We start from the raw sequence: 19064 nt of genomic DNA on the forward strand, positions 1-19064 counted from the left end.
AACTAAACCGGCAGGCTCTTTTTTATCGTTCAACCAAAAATAGCTAATATCATGTGGATAAAATTTAAACCTTACCTGTTAATTATTCTCACCAATTTTTTTTTCATTGTCACTTGTTTTTCTCAAAATAATTACACCAAAAAGTACTGGGGATCAGATTATTATAACGGCCCGTTTAAGATGATAAATACTTATGATAATGGATATATTTTAATGGGGCACGTTTTTTTTTGGTCTATTTCTAAACAACACATTTTTTTAATTAAAACAGATAGTACAGGAAATATAATCTGGGCAAAAACAATAGGTGAATGGGATTACGTATGGAGCGCCTGGGATATTATTCAAACATCTGATACTAATATTATATTAGTAGGTTATCCATATGGTCTATATGCATCCATTATTATTAAATTTGATATGAATGGAAACAGCATCTGGTCTAAAAAATATCAATCACCAAACGATCTTATTGTTGATCAGATCATAGAAGACTCCAGTGGGGATTATGTGCTTACGGGCTGCAATCGTGTAGGTGGTATAAAGCTGACACAGGATATTGCTTTTTTAAAAATAGATAAGAATGGTAATGTTAAAGACTTTAAGTTAATAAAAGATACACTTGATTATGCCTGTGGTACTTCAATTATTGATGCTGATAATGGTGAGTATTTAGTTGCAGGATTTATTAAGTTAAATATCCCGGAACCTAGCATTTATTTTTATTTTGCAAAGTTAGATAGTACAGGTAATGCAATTTTTACCAAATCTATAACTGCTAAAACTATCCTTCAATGGGGGGGTAAGCCTACCATATTTTATGATAAAAATAATAAAAACTATACTATTTTAGGGCCAATGCCGGAAGTTATAATTAACCTTACTCAACTATATGATATTGCCATTTTTAATATATTTAATAATGGAACTATAAGCTGGGCTAAATATTACGGGAAAAATTATTCCTCTACTATATGGAATCAAGATTACTATGTTACTCAAGCAGGAGAGTATCTGGTAGTAGGGACTGTTATCAGGACAGATTTTGTTAGTAATAATATTGAGGATATATTTATTGTTAAATTTGATTCCTTAGGAAACACGATCTGGTATAAAGAGCTCGGAGACGATGGTAATAATAATAGTGTTGCTATTTTAGAAACAACTGATAGTAATATAACGTTTTTGGGTACTACGGAAGGGCCTGCTGGTTTAGATACTAATACAATAAATTTACATAAAATTAATCAGGATGGTAGTCCTTACTGTTATCAGGTACACAATGATTTTTTTTCATTTTATGAATTAGATACTATTCCAATTGTTAATGATATACAAAGTGTAACGATCCCCATGGAAGATAGCATTACCGTGAGTAATTTCCCGGTATTAATAGCTGATATTAATTATTTCACAGGCGATGTTTGTGATACTATCACAGGTATTATATCGGAAACAAATCTCTATAAGGGTGATATTTTACTTTATCCCAACCCTGTTACTGCTAATCACGTAAACATTCAATATAGATTGCTGGAAAACTCAAGCGGGAAAATGGAAATTTATGATCTAATGGGGCATAAGGTTGATGCTTTGATATTTACCGAAGATGCAGGTATAATAGAGTTTGATCTTAGTCATTTACCAAAAGGGTTGTATTTTTATACTATTATTATCAATAACGAGCCCTATAAAATTGATAAGCTGATTGTTGAGTAGTTTATATTTAGAGTCTACCGGCTAAAAACCGGCCACCTTTTGTCTATTAGACCGAAGATGATAAATATTTTTGCATCTGTTGTGTTAGGTACCTGAGATGCCTGGATTTTAAAATTTAGATAAAAACAATATCCTCCAATAAGTTTTCTCCACCTTCATTATTTAATATTTGGAGGATTTTTGTTTTGGATAGAGAAAGTTCCTGTTTGAGCGGAGCTGAAGTGAGTTCAACAAACATAACTTTTTCCTTAATAAATATTTTTGTAGTTCTTTTGGCAATTGGCTTGCCCATCAACCTTTCCCATGAAGCAATGATGTGTGTCTGGTTAAACTTGTCTTTGATATTATATGTTTGAAGCATATCATTAACAGCCTCTTTGATACTGACGGCATCTGATTTTTCATTATTTAGCTGAATGTTCTTCATATAAATTCGTATATTTGCATCGGGTATGCCACTAGTAAAAGAAAATAATAAAGCAAATTTGAGTGCAAAGGTAAGGTTTTCAAATGAAACCTGGCTTGGGTGGTATAAAAAAATGCAATTGATGAGGAAATTTGAAGAAAAAGCAGGTCAATTGTATGGTCAACAAAAAATAAGAGGATTCTGTCATTTGTATATAGGGCAGGAAGCCTGTGCGGCAGGCGCTGCTACCGCACTCACAAAGCATGATAAATGGATAACCGCCTATAGAGACCATGGTATTCCGCTCACACTCGGTACAGATCCAAAAGCTGTAATGGCAGAATTGTTTGCAAAATCTACCGGCTGTTCAAAAGGTAAAGGCGGATCTATGCACATGTTTGATAAAAGTGTAAATTTTTTTGGAGGTCATGGAATAGTAGGAAGCTGCATACCAATAGGCGCTGGAATCGCATTTGCAGAAAAATATAATAAAACAAAAAATGTTTGTATCTGTTTTTTTGGAGATGGCGCTGTCAGGCAAGGTGTATTCCATGAAACATTAAATATGGCTATGACCTGGAAGCTGCCGGTAATATTTGTTATAGAGAATAACGGTTATGCCATGGGAACTTCAGTTGCAAGACAGTCAAACGTTACGGATCTTTATAAATTGGGACGGGCTTACGAGATGCCCTCTGCAGCTGTAGATGGTATGAAAGTAGAAGATGTGCATAATTCAGTAAAAAAAGCTGCTGAAAGAGCACGTAAGGGGGATGGCCCGATGTTATTGGAATTTTTAACTTACCGTTACAAAGGGCATTCTATGAGCGACCCGGCTAAATACAGAACCAAAGAAGAGGTGGAATCATACAAAGAGCAGGATTGTATTGATCATATACGCAATACAATAATCAAAAATAAAATAGCCAGTGAGGTACAATTAATTAAAATAGATGACCAAATAAAGCAAAAGATAGAAGAAGCGGTTAAATTTGCAGAAGAATCTCCATATCCGTCACCGGAAGATGTATATAAAGATGTATATGTGCAGGAGGATTATCCGTTTACAACTGAATAACATATAAAGGAATGATGCCTATTGTAGCAACAATTTAGTTTTGCAACATTAATTAGTAATAAATAGATTCTTTCGTTATTAATCAACAAATAATATATTTTATGATTACAATATTGCGTAATTAAATTGTTGCTACACTATGCTCTAAGCTATCATAGAATGAAATTGAACAAGATATATAATGAAAATTGCCTTGATACTATGGCAAAGATGATGGACAATTTTATTGATTTAACAGTAACATCACCTCCGTACGGGAATATGAGGAATTACAATGGTTATAGTTTTAATTTTAAAAAAATTGTAAAGGAATTATACCGGGTAACTAAAAAAGGTGGTATGGTTATTTGGGTTGTAACAGACAAAACCGAAAAAGGGACAGAAACAGGCACGAGCTTTAAGCAGGCTCTATTTTTTGTAGAAAGCGGTTTTAAGCTATTGGATACAATGATATTCAAAAAACCACCTAAAGGAGCAACTGGAAATAATAAGATCTATTGGCAAGGGTTTGAGTATATGTTTGTTTTCACAAAGGGTAAGCCAAAGACTATCAATTTAATACACGACAGAAAAAACAAGGAAAGCAGAAAAGGAGACAATGGCACAAAAAGATTGAGAAATGGAGAGCTTAAGAAGGTAAAGAGAGGCGGATATGGAGAATTCGGGAGGAGAACAAATGTTTGGGAATATGCGGTAGGCAGAGGGCATAGCACAAAGGACATTGAAGCATTTAAGCATCCGGCAATATTCCCGGAAAAACTTGCCAACGACCATATACTTAGCTGGAGTAATGAAAAAGATATTGTTTACGATTGCTTTATAGGAAGCGGGACAACAGCAAAAATGGCTATACTAAATAGCCGTAAATACATAGGAAGTGAAATATCGAAAGAATATTGCGAGATCGCAGAAAAGAGGGTAAGGAAATACCTGGCGCTCAACTAGTATAGCGTTTCATAAAAAGGATAACATTTAACCTATATTATTCCTAAACTTTAAGATGAAACAAATAAAATCCCAAATCCAAAGCTCAAAATCCAAAATAAATCCCAAAACCTAAATCCAAAAAAAAAAGCCATACGATTTACGGGAGAGATTATTGCTGTTCGGAAAAAGAATGATTATAAGCAGAAAATCGTAACTTTGTGTTCTGAAATTGGGATTTTAAACTTGGGATTTATTTTGAAGTTGGGATTTTGAAATTGGGATTTTATGAATAATTGAGGATAGTAATTATTTTTTATTTGTTATTATTTTAGTGAAACGCTATACTAGTGAATACATTTTCATTTAAATTAGAACATAATTTCATAAATAGATTTAAAAATTATTATGCCATTACAGAAAAAAAGAAAAACAATTTTAGAGGACCCTGAAGTAATTCAGGAGCAGTTCGGCAAAACAGAAGATTTTCTTAAAAAGAATCAGAACGTTTTCATGGCCATTGGTGTAGCAATTGTAGTGATAGTTGGGGGACTTTGGTTGTATAGGTCATCAATAAAGGAACAAAATAACGAGGCTCAGGCTGAAATGTTTCAGGCAGTCTATTATTTTGAAGCTGACTCTCTGAATAAGGCGCTCAATGGTGATGGTAATAATCTGGGGTTCTTTGATATTGCCGATGAATATAGCATGACTGATGCGGGTAATCTTGCCAATTTTTATATAGGAGTGATCTACCTAAAGCAGGGGCTATATGAAGATGCCATCAGTTATCTGGAAGATTTTAGTACACCCGATTTACTTGTACAAGCAAGAGCTTATTCTTTGATCGGTGACGGCTATATGGAACTTGATGAATTACAGGAGGCAATTAAATATTATAACAAAGCTGCAAATTATAAACCTAATCAATATTTTACACCTCAGTATTTGATGAAATTGGCTATGGCTTATGAAGCAATAAACGATTATGCCTCTGCCGTGTTAACTTATGAAAAGATAATGGATGAGTTTTCAGAATCGCCCGAGATTAATGATGTAAAGAAGTATAAAGCAAGGGCGGAAGGATTAGCTATAATGAAGTAGCAGTGGTAGTGACAGTAGACAATGACTATGACTATGACAAGCGAAGGCAATCATCTGATGACTGGATAGATTGTGCGTTGGCGTCATCAGATGAATTTGCTGGGAATAAGGGAATAAGGCAATAAGGAAATAAAGGAATAGGGGAATAAGGGTTGGAAATGACAATGACAATATTCGTACTTCGTACTTCGTCATTCGTACTTAAAAAATGACTATGACAAAAAACTATGTCTTGCAACCATGTAATCATCCAACCATGCATTCAATTCTATGATTCACCTTTTTAGTAAAAATGGCAACTCCTCTAAAAGATCACGACAGACCTTTATCGGGAAAGCTTATTGATATTTCTGAAAAAAAATTCGCTTTGGTTGTTTCTTCCTGGAATAAAGAAGTAACCGAATTACTTTATTCAGGGGCATACGATGTTTTGATCAGGCATGGAGCAAAAAAGACGAATATAATCAGAAAAAATGTACCGGGAAGTTTTGAGCTTAGCTTAGGAGGACAGTGGACGGCTCAATCAGATCAGATCGATGCAGTGATCTGTTTAGGTTGTATAATTCAGGGCGAAACAAGACATTTTGAATTTATCTGTAATGCTGTTTCGTATGGGCTTACGAAGGTTGGATTAAAATATAATAAACCGGTGATCTTTGGTGTGTTAACCACAAATAATCTACAGCAAGCCATGGACAGGGCTGGGAAAAAATATGGAAATAAGGGTGAAGAAGCTGCGTTGAGCGCTATTAAGATGTTGGGGTTTTAAATCTTTTAGTCAATAATAATTGTAATTTAAACCTTTTTCTATAGCTACTATCTATGATAATAGAATCAATGTCTATAAGGATAATATTGGGCATTTGAATAAGCAAACCGTAAAATAAAAGGCAGAAGTAATAAATACTTTTTCATGGTTATTTTATAATAATCATTTTGTTTTTCGCTGCTACTTTTTTATTAATATTCAACGTACAAAAATAAAAACCGTTAGGCAAATCTGTTGTGTATAGGTTTACTTTTCCCTGCTCATTATCAACTTTATATCTTTTTAACTCATTTCCCAAAATATTATAAATGCAAATAACGGCATCTTTTGCATTTTCAGGTAATTTGTAGTCAATAGTTATTGTCTCATTTGCAGGATTTGGGTAAACGGTAATAGAATAATTGTTTTGATAAACTTGTTCTATTATCCCTACTGTGCTACTACAAATAGTATCGCAACCTGCGTATGCACATCCGCAGCTATCCAGCTTGATTACCCACATATCATTTCTACCGGTATCGGGAGGTAAAGGATTAATAAAACCTACAGCTATAAAACCACCGTTTGATGTTGGTTTTACATCTCTTAAATAATTTCGACTATTAATACCCAATAATATTTTGTGTTCTCTCCACCAGATACTGTCTCCCTGTGAATTAATTTTTAAAAGCAAACCAACGGGCATACCATTGGCATCAGGTTTTTGACCAACAGTAATAAAGCTGCCATCAGATAATTCATATATTGGACCAAGTCCTTGAAGATAATTAACAGGGCCATAAGTTTTATCCCAGTCCACAGAACCATTATTGAATAATTTAATTATTCTGGATTGCTTGTATGTTTTTGAACCATTTTTGTACCTTCCAATTTGGGTGCTCAAAATATAACCTCCATCTGATGTTGGAATGATGAATGCTGCATTGTCTGAATATATCCCACCAAAGGTTTTACTCCATTGTACATTTCCTAAACTATCAACTTTTATAATATAAGTATCATAATCTCCTGCACCAAAACTATTTGTACCGCCACCCAATATAAATCCTCTATCTTGAGTTTGTTCTACTGTAAAAGCTTTTTCAATATTGCTTCCACCATAAGCATTTTGCCATTCTATATTGCCTAAGCTGTCAGTTTTTATTAACAATACATCACCATCAGCATCTGTTTTAGTTGTTACACCTACTAATATAAACCCTGTATCATTGGTTTGTTTACACTGATAACCTGCATAAAAGTTGGTATCTCCGTATATCTTTGTCCACATTGTATCACCTAAATTATTAAATTTAAAAAGCATAGCATTATTATTACCTGTTGAATCCATTAGCCCCCCACCCAATGCATATCCTCCATCATTAGTTGGTATAAAAGAACCACCTATCCCTGGATAATAATAAGTATTAGGTTTAATATATGATTTTTTCAATACTTCATTACCGAAACTATCAATGAAAAGAAGATTTAATCGGTAACGTGTCACAGCGCTATCGTATGATTGACCTGCCACTATATAACCATTAACAACTGATAATACACTGGATGAAGTATTAGACCATTCGTTATAATAGTTATATCGTTTATTGAAATAAATCTGTTGAGAATTACTTATTAAAGTTATACAAATAAAATTTATTAATAAAAATATTATGAAGAAGAACTGTTTCATAAACAAAAACAGAGCAGCTTCATTAATAGAAATATAGCTGCTCTGTTTGAAATTTATTTGTGAATGATCAATTTATCCCTTGCTATTGTATTGTTGTTAACAATTATGGTATAAAAATAAAGGCCATTTGGAATATTGTTTGTATTGAAATTAATAGTTCCATGTAAATTATTTATTCTATAATTAAGAACTTTATTACCCAATATGTCATAAAGATGGAAATGTGCGTTGTTTGAAGTGTTGTCTAATTTCAATGTAACTTTAAAAGATTTACCGGCAGGATTGGGATAAATGGTAATTTTACTATCATCTTTATATTTAATATTTTCAGCGATAATATCTTCAGTATTATCATTAGCTAATCTTGCATTATTATTGTTAAGCCAAAATTGTATAAATTTTTCAGGAATGCGCTCATTAAATACACGGTCAAGCATTGCACGGGCATGTATGTAGCCGTATTTGGCGCTGTCTGTTGCAACATACCTTACTTTGGCTTCTTTTATCGTATCATCTTTTATCTCAAAATAAGTTTCGTTTGATAATTCAATATCTATCATTATTTGTTTGAGCCTGCCAAAATTTTCAAATTCAGGAACCTGGTTAAGCGTATCCACCATTTGCTGGGCATTTATATAATTTCCTCTTTTAAGATGAGCATCAGCTAATTTGCGCCTTGGTTGGTGTCTTTCCACGGGCGGCAATTCTATTACTTCTTCCTGGTCTTTCAATGCTTCTTCCTGCTCTAATATTGCAATAACGCTGTCCATTGCACCAGGGATAGTATCGCTGTGCAGGTAATAGCGTATCTTTGCATGAACTGACAGCTCCCTTCTGTTTATAAAATATTTTACTTCACGCACCAATTCCTCTCTCGCAGAAATACCTGTTTGAACTGCATTAATATTAGCCATTGCTGCAGGAGGTAAAGGTTGGGCTCTGTTTTGAAGCGCATTTAACACTTTATCAGTAAGCGGAGAATTAGCAATGAGTATATCCCTTAAAATATTGGGTGGCAATGGGGGTATCCTGTCAATCGCTGCTATTAATACTTCATCTGTTAAATAGGGAGATGTACTTAATAACATATTTTTTAATTGGTTAGGAGATAATGGAGGCACTTTATTGATCTGAACCAGCAAATTTGCTTTATCCCCACCATCAAAGTGATCTTTTAATATATCTGCTTTATTCTTATATTTAAAGATCAAAGCTTGCTGACAGGCTATATCACAATCCGGTGGCAAATTAGAGGGACAGGATACATCAGGTATAAATTGAGAACCAGGACAAGGAACAGGATTAATATAAGGAGTTGAATAATTTAATGGTGTGGTATGGTAAACATTACCATTACTGTGATGGTTGTAATTAATGGAAGGAACTAAATAAGCAGAAATCTCTCCCTCACTGGTTGTATAGCTAAACTGGTTGCCTGCTGGAGTTTTATCTTCATCAAGATCACCGACAGGGGAACAAAATCCCTGATCCAAGGCAAGAGAACCTATCGCAAGTATATCAACACCAACTATGTTGATATAGCTATTACACCTGATTTCTGTTCCTAAATTATTACCAGCTATTGATGAAGCAATTAACAAATCATAATACTGGTTTCTGTAGAGCTCGTTAGCATCGTTTCCGGAATTTTCAATATAAGAACCGAAAACTCCGGTAGTTGATGTAGAATAAATTATATTACCTTCTGCCAAATATCCTGTACAATTTTCCAGATAGAAGCCGTAAGAATAACTGCCTGGATCATCAATGAAGGGCGCAAGGTCAAATTCATTCTCAGTAATTACTGCAAAATCAACTCCTCTTAATAATATTCCCCTGGTATTATTAAGAAATTTACTTTTGGTAATTGAAACACTATTTAATGAATTGGTTGCCGTTGCTTCTATGCCATAATAGAGGTTTTCAAAAATAGTAGGTTGAAAAGCAGGACAAGGGAATTGCTGCTGGTTTATGCATAGCTCATCCACAATATAGCTGGCATCGGTGCTTTTAATACCCCAGCCCCTGTCCTGAATGGCAAAATCACCGGGTGTAGTATTAATAAAATGGCAGCCTAGTATTTTTAAACCATGGTGATCAAAAAGATTGATAAATTCCATTTTTTGACCAAAGATATATTCAAATGGGGTAGATGAATTGTATTCAAAATTGCAGTTTTTAAAATAGCTGATGCTGTTAAAATCGGGATAGGAACGCATTTTCACTGCAAGATAGTTATTGATAAAAGCGCTGTTGGTTGCTTTTACAATACCCCCAGAGTGAGGTGTAAGCTTAACATTTATAAGGGACCTTCTGCCGCAAAAAATCCCCCTCTGTGCATTAATAATGGTAGTATTATTCATTACCAGTACGCCTTGATCAGCATTATTTTGTGGTTTTGTTTTATCTCCCCAATTTTCAATGCCATCCCAGGGGCCGCCACCACAACCAGTTAAGGTATCATAATTTGATATTAATTTACCTCCTGGTTTGATCACAATTCTTGCCCGGTCATAATCAAAGCCCGCTTCATTTATCACATCATAAGAAAACTCAAATTTAGACCATCCCATATGTAATACGCCACCACTATCTATAATTACTTCACCCAAAACTTTGAATGAGCCGAATTGCCAGTATACAATAGTGTCAATAACCGGATTTACAAAATCATATACAGGTGGAGTGCTGTTAACAGTACCAGAACCGATGATAATACAGCCATTTGCATCTGTAACGGTTGCATTATATATACCAGCTTCTAATCCGGTAGCTGTTTCGCTAGTTTGATTATCAGGGTCATCCCACAGATAGGTATAAGGTGGTAAACCACCGGTTACTACTGCAGAAGCACTTCCATCTGCAATAGGTTTATTACATACCTGATCTGATGTAATAATAGAAACAGATAATAAAGAATCATCAGTTATCGTTACATTTCCTGAGGTAAAACAACCGTTTGTATCCTCTACAAAATATGTATATGTTCCTGCTGCTAAAGCGGTTGCAGTAGCAGTAGATTGGACAGGAAAAGTAATCCAAAGATATGAATAGGGAGGAGTACCTCCGGTGGCTATAATAGTTGCAGTACCGTTGCTGGAATCGCTACATGAATTATTTGTAGTGGTGGTTGATGCGGAGAGTAGGGGTGGTACTGTAATCGTTACACTATCAGTTATATAGCAATTATTAGTATCCCACACTTCCACAGTAAAAGTAGCTGGATAAAGTCCTGTTGCTGTAAATGAACCATATATATAAGCATTTGATGATTGAGACCAAAGAAAACTTTTCCAGATATACCAATATGGAGGTGTGCCTCCACTTGCTGATGCAGTGGCTGTTCCAGTACTTCCTCCATAACATGATACATCAGTTTTAGTAATTGATAATGTAAGAGGAGGTGGTTCATTTATTGTTGTACTCTCTGTTACAGTACAGCCATTCGCATCTGTAACAGTAACGTAATAGATTCCATTTTGTTTATTCACAATAGAGGATGTATTTTCACCACTGCTCCATAAATAAAAATAACCAGGTGAACCACCTACCGGTATTGCAGTAGCAATACCATCGTTATATCCTGTACATGATATATCTTTAGCAGATAGTGATACTGATAGAGCAGGAGATTCATTAATTGTCACGGTTTTGTTTGCAATAAGACCAAATGAATCAGTTATAGTTACTGTATAAGAACCTGGAGCTAACCCCGTTGCAAATGCATTTGTTTGACCATCACTCCACAAATAAGTATAAGGTGGCGTACCCCCGCAAGCTATTACTGTAGCAGTGCCATTGCTATCACCGTTACATATTACATCTGTAGATGATATTTTCAACTTAATTTGTGACAAATCAAAAGAAGCTCCTGAAATAATAAGAGAAAAGGCCTGTGAATTTCCCCCTTGTAAAGTTCCTTTGTGGGTAACCCGTACTGTATAGGTTCCTGCTGTGAGTGTGCTAAAAAATACCTGTTCCACATTATCACGAAAATTGTCTTGAGTTGTATCAGCAGGATTTGTAGGGTTTAAAGGGTTTAATGTCCATGGAAAAAAAACCTGCCCATCAGACTGACGAATTATCCTCAGATCAAGATCATTAATCAGCATAAGATCAGGCGGATCAAGAAGATCAGGGGGGTTGCCAGATGTTACAGGGATACCGGCAGGATCATTCCAAACTATAGTAGCCTTAATAAAGGGAGATGTACCGTTATAATCAAAATCAAATAGGAAAGTATCACCATTGTTCAAAACTAATTCCTGTATGTTATTGAAACAGTTAATACTATCCTGGTTAATCAAATTGGCAGCATTATTTGTATTCATCAATCCCCAGCCATGTTTATAATCCGGTCCATTTGCTGTGCCTGCCTCATCAGTTGTATGGATAACCAATGCTTTTAAAGTAGATGAATGCATAAATAAACCAGCATAGGTATTTGAGTAATGTTGTTGGAGAAGTGCTAAAGATCCTGTAACGTTAGGAGAGGACATAGAGGTACCCGATTTTGAGCCATAAGAAGAATCAGTAATACATGAGTACAAATTAACTCCATTTGCAACTATATCAGGTTTAATTCTGCCATCATCCGTTGGCCCCCATCCACTAAATGAGCTCATTACTATGTCACTTGTGTCTGTATATCCTGAAGGAATATCATCAATTGCACCAACTGTTAAAATATTTTTTGCAGTTCCTCGTTCTGGAATGCAATCATATCCGCCATTAGTACTACAATCTTTTCCCTTTATGGAATTAATTGTAATAGTAGTATCATTATTCCAGCAATCAAAAGTATCAATAAGGGCAGCAGGTCCTTGGAATCTATCATTACCTGCTGCTTTCACTATAAGGTAATAGGGAGCATTATTGGCAATTGTATCCCAGGATTTTGCTAAATCTGAATAAAAACCAAATTTATAATCTTCTATATAATTAACAGAAACATCACCTAACCACCACCATTCACAACAATAAAATGAACAGAAATTTGGAACCCATCCACATCCAGTTCCATAAGAATGATTTGATAACAATAATCCATAGGATGCTTCTGTTGCCATTTCTGATATATCATTATTCCATTGATAATTGAACAAAGAAGATTCTGAGGCCATACCTTTAGCTGTTGTGTCAACTCCTTTAGCTATCATAGTTCCTGCAACATGAGTGGCATGAGTAGAGTAAGTGCAAATTGAGCAATCTTTATGAATAATATTTCCAGATAATTCCGGATTATTATCATTAGGGTGACCTCCATCCCATTGACCGATATATATCTGGGTTCCATCTAAATCTAAACCTGCTCCACCCCCTGTCCAAACTTTATTTGTTGAAACGGTTTTAGCTGCATTGAGATTATTGGTAATATTATAAATAGGTGCTCCATTTGTTATTTTTATAATTTCAAAACTTCCACCATCTGGAAGATTACCTCTGATTGTATAACCAGAATCAATCGCCCACTGCTCTGCTTCGGCTTTTTGGATTGTATAAATACTATCAAAGTGAACAGCCATTTGTTCAAGAACACTCGTATTAGATGCAGCACGGATTTGCTGCCTTTGTGTTTGTGTTTGACCAAAAACAACTAATGTAAATAATATGCTAAAACTAATCAAGATAGCTCTGACATAAGCCATGTTGAAAATTGCTAACTTTTTCATGATCTTGATTGGTTTAGTGAAATGAATAATACTAAAAAACGGGTGTAAAGATATAAATATATAAATGTGCAATGCAAGTTTTATTGATCTTTTTTTTAAAAAAAATTACAGATTGTTAATTTACAACCTCACCCCTATCACCAGCACATCATCAACTTGTACTTCATTACCACGCCAATTTTCAAAAGAGCTGTCTAAAACCTTGTGTTGTTCTTTCATTGTCAAATGTTGCACATCGAGAAGCAGCTGACTGAATTGTTGATTCATTATTTTCTCTCCATCTGGACCTCCGGTTTGATCAGCGTAACCATTTGAAAAAATATAAAAAGTATCCCCTTTTTTGAATCGTATTTTGTGATTAGTAAATGTCTTTTTCTTTTCAGGGGTATTAATACCTATTGGAAAATTATCAGCTTTAACCTCAATGAGTTTAAAGTTACCTGCCTGCGCTGATCCCGAGTTACTCGGGACGGCAGGCAGGCCTGCCTTGTGTTTAGGGCTTATCGTTTTGGACCCCGACTTTGTCGGGGCAGGTATTGAATTCCCGATTTGGATATTATACTTAATTTTAGATTTATAATTTGGAATTTCTTTTTGACTTTCATCTTCATTTTCCCCTTGTTTAATAATATATAAAGGATTATATGCCCCGGAATATTGTAAAATATTATTTGTAAGATCTATATTACACAAGGCGATATCCATTCCATACATCGTGCCCGGATGGTCGGCTTTTTGTTTTAATACCGAGTTCGCTTTTTCTCTTAAATTTTGAAGTATCTCTGCTGGTTTTGTAATTGCTTTTTCAATGATTATTTCATTTAATAGTGCGTTACCTATCATGGACATTAACGCGCCTGGTACGCCATGCCCGGTACAATCTACTGCCGCAATAATCGCATGGCGTTCACCGCTATGCCCCGCTAACTGGCGGGGCTCTTCACTTTGCGCATAATTGAACCAGTAAAAATCCCCGCTCACTATATCCCTCGGTTTATAGAGTATAAAATGCTCTGGAAAGGCCTCTGCAATTTCTTCTTCCTTTGGAAGTATTGCCTGTTGAATCTGGTTGGCATAATTGATACTAAATGTAATGGCTTTGTTTTTCTCCCGAAGCGCCATATTAGCTTGTTCCAACTGATCTTTTTGTAGTTGAATTTTTTCCTTTTGTTGTATAACCTTATCAGTATTTATTTTAACCTTTTGTTCTAAAATTTTCTTTTCCTTGATCAGACTTTTTTCTCTTATTTTAATAAAAGAGATAAAGACCAAAATTCCAATAGCGCTGCAAAAGCCATAAAACCACCATGTTTGCCAGAATGCAGGGGTTATGACAAAACTAAAAAAGGCAGGTTTTTTATTCCATACACCATCATTGTTGCAAGCCCTTACTTTAAAAGTGTATTCACCTGGGGAAAGATTGGTAAAAGCAGCATAGGTTTCCTGAGTAATTAATGACCATTTTTCATCAAACCCGTCTAATTTGTATTGATACCTCACTTTTTCTGGTGTGGTTAAGCTTATGCCAATATATTGAAAAGCCAAATAATTTAAATCATGAGGTAATGTTGCATTTTGGGGCAGGATAGTATCTTGTCCTAATGCTTTTATATTTGTAATATGTGTAAGAGGTTCTGATGTATTTTTTGGTTTTTTTGCCCTGGGATTATATTTTACCAATCCGTTAATTGTACCAAACCAGAGATTACCTTCATTATCTTCACATATGGCATTTGTATTGGTCTCAATTTCAATAAAATCATCTAAATGTGTCAAATGCTTGATCCTTGGTCTCTCTTTTTCACGATACTCGCCCAAATCAAATTTATCAAGACCAATATTTGTACCTATCCACAGGTTATTATCATCATCAAAATGCATGAAGTATAATCTTTCAGAGCTTAAGCCATTTAATGAAGTAATATTTTCAAATTTCTTAGATTTTGGGTCATAAATGGATATCCCCCCTCCTGTTCCAAACCAAAGTTTGCCATTTTTCCCTTCCAAAACCGTTCTTACATCATTATTAACCAAACCATCTTTAACAGTAAAATATTCAAAAGCTTGTTCCGGGAAAATGGGAGCAACCCCATTTTTGTTAACTAAATCCTGAATCTTTAATAGTGATACACCACCCCCTGTACCGATCCAGATATTTCCTTGCATATCTTCTAATATCGAATAGACAAGACTATGTATAAGACCTTGGTCTATTGTCAGATTTTCAAACATTACTTTATTTTTTCCCGAAGTGAAAGGGTTGACAGCATATTTGAGATTTTTCGACCTGATAATAGATATTCCTTCATTGGTTCCAATCCAGATGTCACCCCGTTTATTTTCAAAAATTATCCTCACCCGATGATCTATTAATCCATCTTTCATTGTAATTTTTTTTATTATTTTTATAGTTCCTTTAACCTGGTTATATCTGACTATCGTTAATCCACCAGCCGTACCAAGCCAGATATTCGACCGTGAATCTTCATACATATAATAAACCCTATTATCAGCCAAACCCGCTTTTTCATTCAAAGTTGGAAATTTATCTGTATGTACGCCAGATACATTGCGAAAAGGAATAACTGAAACTCCACCTCCATTCGTACCCACCCATATGTTTTGATTTTTATCTTGTATAACTGACCAGATAAAGTCGTCTGATAACCCATTTTTCTTAGTGAATATTTTATACGTTCGACTGATCAACTTCGATACACCACCCCCATAAGTACCTACCCAGAGATTACCTTCTCTATCTTGCATAAGAGACCATATTCTGTTATTTCCAAGGCCATCTTTAGACGAAAAATGTTCAAACCTGTTTATCGAATTGTTAATCTCAGCATGTGACCTTTTTAACAGCCCTCCACCAAAGGTAGCAAACCACATGTTTCCTCTTTTATCCTGCAATATAGACGGTACGGAAAAAGCGGTTAAGAATTCATTTTCTACAATAAGTTTGTACCTATTATTTGCATCTTGCCCATTCTGCCCCGAATTAATCATGGATTTATATGGTTTATAACAACTAATACCTCCATCCCAATAACCAATCCACATATAGCCAAAGCTATCCTGGAATAACGTGGACACATTGTTATGCATTAATCCTTCTTGTTCTGTGAATGTGGTAAATAATGGAGAATTTCCCTGATTATTTTCTGCTGCTGCATCTGTTAGAGATGGAACAAGCAAATTTAATCCGTCACCAGTAGTACCAAACCATAAATTGCCCTGTTGATCCTCATAAATAGTTCTTATCGCATTTTCTACAAGTCCATCATCTGTGGTGAAATTCGTAAAATTTATTCCTGATCCTTTATCAACCTTTCCCAACAAGTTCCCTGAGTTTGCCCCTGACCCTGCGTGCCCGGGGTAAGTGTCAGGCAGGGTAACTTTTGATATTCCTTCATTAGTACCAATCCAGATATTGTGTTTACTATCTTTAAATAGCTTATAGACCATATTATCCACAAGGCCATCGTCAACAGTATAATTTATGATTTTTATTTTTGACATTAAAATAGAATTTTTTACAAGCACAGAAATACCTCCTTCAGTTCCCACCCAAATATTACCGGTTTTATCTTCAATTATTGACCAAACAGTATTATTGATCAAGCCCTCTTTGGCAGAATAATTTACAAATTTCACCCCGTCATATCTTGCTACACCTCCTCCATTGGATCCAAGCCAAATGTAGCCTTTTGAATCCTGGAATAATGCTACGATCTGATTTTGAGTCAAACCGTTCTCACTTGTGAATGTCTTAAATGAATAAAGTGCACCCGAAGATTGCTCGTTGGAACTAACGTAACGTATAGGTGCAGGGGGCTGGGCAAGACACATGACCCCGTTAGATAAAATTATTAATGAGAATATAAATACTCTTAAAAGCATTCGAATTTTTTTTATGTTGTAAAATTAGTGTTTTTTTTGTTATTATTTTGATAAATTTGTACCAATAATTTAGAATATGGATAGAAAAAAATATAGAGATAGCATAAATAGAATCAGGGAAAGAAGAAAGGCGTATTTTGATAAATTGTCGCAAGATGATAGAATGAGTGATATGGAGGATGATATATTCAGGGATATTCTGAGAAGAGAAGCTGAAGAAACTGATATGTATGATCATGATTTACGTACCCCTGCCCGCCATCCTGTTGATACCGGAAATCAGGCAGGCGGGCCTTTTGATAGAGAAGAATACCGGTTAGATGCTGCACTTTTCGATCGTCAGCAGTTGGATAAAAAAGAAACCCAACAGGGCAGGAAAAGTAAACCACCTATTAACTATATCTCGTTACCTAAAAATTTTCAACCATCTGAAGAATTTAAAGGTATATTCAATAAAGTTGAAAATACCAACGAAAATGTAGAGATCACGGGTAAAGCCGGTACGGGTAAATCCACCCTGCTGCATTATATAGTTCATAATACAAAAAAGCAAATAGTAGCACTGGCGCCTACCGGCATTGCTGCCATTAATATAGGAGGTTCTACGATCCATTCTTTCTTTAGATTGCCTTTTGGGCCACTCTCATTTAAAGATAAAGACATACATTTTTTTTCTAAAACAGATCGAAAACGGAGGATCATCGAAAAACTGGATACGATCATCATAGATGAGATCTCAATGGTAAAGGCTGATATCCTTGATGCCATTGACCATTCGCTGCGGATCAATGGCGGGGATAAAAACAAATTGTTTGGCGGTAAGCAGATCATTATAATAGGCGACTTGTTCCAGTTGCCCCCGGTAGTAAGAAATTCTGAAGCGGAAAGGGTACTTTACGAAGAAGTATATTCGACACCCTTTTTTTTTAGCGCAAGGGCATTTCAACAGGCGGCTTTTAATTCTTTTAAATTGCAAAAAGTTTACCGGCAAAATGATGAAAGCTTTATAGCTTTGTTAGACAGCATCCGTATTGGAAATTTAGGATTTGAACAATTAGAGCTGCTTGAAAAACGCTATGACCCCGGTTTTGAGCCGGCTAAAGATGAATTTATCATTTCGCTGGTCACAAAAAATATTGTTGCTGACGGTATTAATACAAGAAAACTCCGGGAAATAGATGGGAAGGAATTAAAATATAACGCTGAAATTACGGGGGATTTTCCTCAGGATAGATACCTCGCCCCATTACAATTATCTCTTAAAAAGGGCGCTCAGATCATTTTTGTTAAAAATGATTATGAAAGACGGTGGGTAAATGGAACCCTGGGAAAAATCCACAACCTTGAAGCAGATAAAATTGAAGTTGAGCTTGAAGATGGAGAAATATACGAGGTATTTAAGAGTGAATGGGAAAATGTAAGATACAAATGGGATAATAAGACAAATGAAATAACCAAGGATGTGATCGGAACTTTCACACAATACCCTCTAAAGCTTGCCTGGGCGATCACCATTCACAAAAGCCAGGGCTTAACCTTCGATAAAGTTATCATTGACCTGAGTGGAGGGATCTTTGCACACGGTCAATTATACGTAGCCCTGAGCAGGTGCCGTTCGCTTGGTGGAATTAGTTTAAAAACCAGGATAAGAAGGCAGGATGCTATTGTTGACCGAAGGGTTATTGAGTATCTTTTTCCGGCAAGGGGGAATTAGTATTTAGTGAAAAAATAATGAATCAAACTGCTTCCCACCCTTTCGGGTGCTCACCCGTTAAGGGTGACATTTTCCACCTGCCCCGACAAAGTCGGGGTCAAAC

General features: G+C 35.4%; 10 protein-coding genes. 6 read left to right on the forward strand and 4 right to left on the reverse strand.

The features are described from left to right. Window positions 1-51 precede the first annotated feature (51 nt). Window positions 52-1719, forward strand: coding sequence for a T9SS type A sorting domain-containing protein (locus tag FVQ77_03530; GenBank protein MBW8049408.1), 1668 nt, complete (start codon window positions 52-54; stop codon window positions 1717-1719). Window positions 1720-1834: 115 nt separating this feature from the next. On the opposite strand, the gene FVQ77_03535 is transcribed toward FVQ77_03530, so the two are convergent. After that, window positions 1835-2146 (reverse strand): DUF721 domain-containing protein, encoded by a 312-nt coding sequence (locus FVQ77_03535; protein MBW8049409.1) that lies wholly within the window; start codon window positions 2144-2146, stop codon window positions 1835-1837. Between the two features lie 25 nt (window positions 2147-2171). Between FVQ77_03535 and pdhA the strand changes: the two genes are divergently transcribed. The 4 genes from pdhA (at window position 2172) to FVQ77_03555 (ending at window position 6000) form a co-directional block, all read left to right on the forward strand. After that, complete coding sequence (gene pdhA / locus FVQ77_03540; protein ID MBW8049410.1) at window positions 2172-3203, forward strand: pyruvate dehydrogenase (acetyl-transferring) E1 component subunit alpha; 1032 nt, start codon at window positions 2172-2174, stop codon at window positions 3201-3203. 159 nt (window positions 3204-3362) lie between these two features. Then, window positions 3363-4148, forward strand: a complete 786-nt coding sequence (locus FVQ77_03545; GenBank protein ID MBW8049411.1) for a site-specific DNA-methyltransferase — start codon at window positions 3363-3365, stop codon at window positions 4146-4148. A 387-nt stretch (window positions 4149-4535) separates the two neighbouring features. Beyond that, window positions 4536-5231 (forward strand): tetratricopeptide repeat protein, encoded by a 696-nt coding sequence (locus FVQ77_03550; protein MBW8049412.1) that lies wholly within the window; start codon window positions 4536-4538, stop codon window positions 5229-5231. 292 nt (window positions 5232-5523) lie between these two features. Beyond that, complete coding sequence (locus FVQ77_03555; protein ID MBW8049413.1) at window positions 5524-6000, forward strand: 6,7-dimethyl-8-ribityllumazine synthase; 477 nt, start codon at window positions 5524-5526, stop codon at window positions 5998-6000. Between the two features lie 148 nt (window positions 6001-6148). On the opposite strand, the gene FVQ77_03560 is transcribed toward FVQ77_03555, so the two are convergent. From FVQ77_03560 to FVQ77_03570, 3 genes are all read right to left on the reverse strand, one after another. Next, a complete protein-coding gene (locus FVQ77_03560; GenBank protein MBW8049414.1) occupies window positions 6149-7672 on the reverse strand; it encodes a T9SS type A sorting domain-containing protein in 1524 nt (507 codons plus the stop codon). A gap of 53 nt (window positions 7673-7725) precedes the next feature. Beyond that, the gene (locus FVQ77_03565; protein MBW8049415.1) at window positions 7726-13344 is read right to left on the reverse strand and encodes a S8 family serine peptidase; all 5619 of its coding nucleotides are present in this window, start codon (window positions 13342-13344) and stop codon (window positions 7726-7728) included. A 120-nt stretch (window positions 13345-13464) separates the two neighbouring features. Beyond that, complete coding sequence (locus FVQ77_03570) at window positions 13465-17247, reverse strand: SpoIIE family protein phosphatase (GenBank protein MBW8049416.1); 3783 nt, start codon at window positions 17245-17247, stop codon at window positions 13465-13467. 76 nt (window positions 17248-17323) lie between these two features. On the opposite strand from FVQ77_03570, the gene FVQ77_03575 reads away from it, so the two are divergent. Then, on the forward strand, window positions 17324-18961 hold the full coding sequence (locus FVQ77_03575; protein ID MBW8049417.1) for an AAA family ATPase: 1638 nt from the start codon (window positions 17324-17326) through the stop codon (window positions 18959-18961). The last annotated feature ends 103 nt before the right edge of the window (window positions 18962-19064 follow it).

The organism is Cytophagales bacterium (genome assembly GCA_019456305.1).
GTDB lineage: Bacteria > Bacteroidota > Bacteroidia > Cytophagales > VRUD01 > VRUD01.

Bases quoted from the DNA above. Each gene is read 5' to 3' on its own strand.
- FVQ77_03530 (MBW8049408.1), top strand. From the start codon at position 52: ATGTGGATAAAATTTAAACCTTACCTGTTAATTATTCTCACCAATTTT.
- FVQ77_03535 (MBW8049409.1), bottom strand. From the start codon at position 2,146: ATGAAGAACATTCAGCTAAATAATGAAAAATCAGATGCCGTCAGTATC.
- pdhA (MBW8049410.1), top strand. From the start codon at position 2,172: ATGCCACTAGTAAAAGAAAATAATAAAGCAAATTTGAGTGCAAAGGTA.
- FVQ77_03545 (MBW8049411.1), top strand. From the start codon at position 3,363: ATGAAATTGAACAAGATATATAATGAAAATTGCCTTGATACTATGGCA.
- FVQ77_03550 (MBW8049412.1), top strand. From the start codon at position 4,536: ATGCCATTACAGAAAAAAAGAAAAACAATTTTAGAGGACCCTGAAGTA.
- FVQ77_03555 (MBW8049413.1), top strand. From the start codon at position 5,524: ATGGCAACTCCTCTAAAAGATCACGACAGACCTTTATCGGGAAAGCTT.
- FVQ77_03560 (MBW8049414.1), bottom strand. From the start codon at position 7,672: ATGAAACAGTTCTTCTTCATAATATTTTTATTAATAAATTTTATTTGT.
- FVQ77_03565 (MBW8049415.1), bottom strand. From the start codon at position 13,344: ATGAAAAAGTTAGCAATTTTCAACATGGCTTATGTCAGAGCTATCTTG.
- FVQ77_03570 (MBW8049416.1), bottom strand. From the start codon at position 17,247: ATGCTTTTAAGAGTATTTATATTCTCATTAATAATTTTATCTAACGGG.
- FVQ77_03575 (MBW8049417.1), top strand. From the start codon at position 17,324: ATGGATAGAAAAAAATATAGAGATAGCATAAATAGAATCAGGGAAAGA.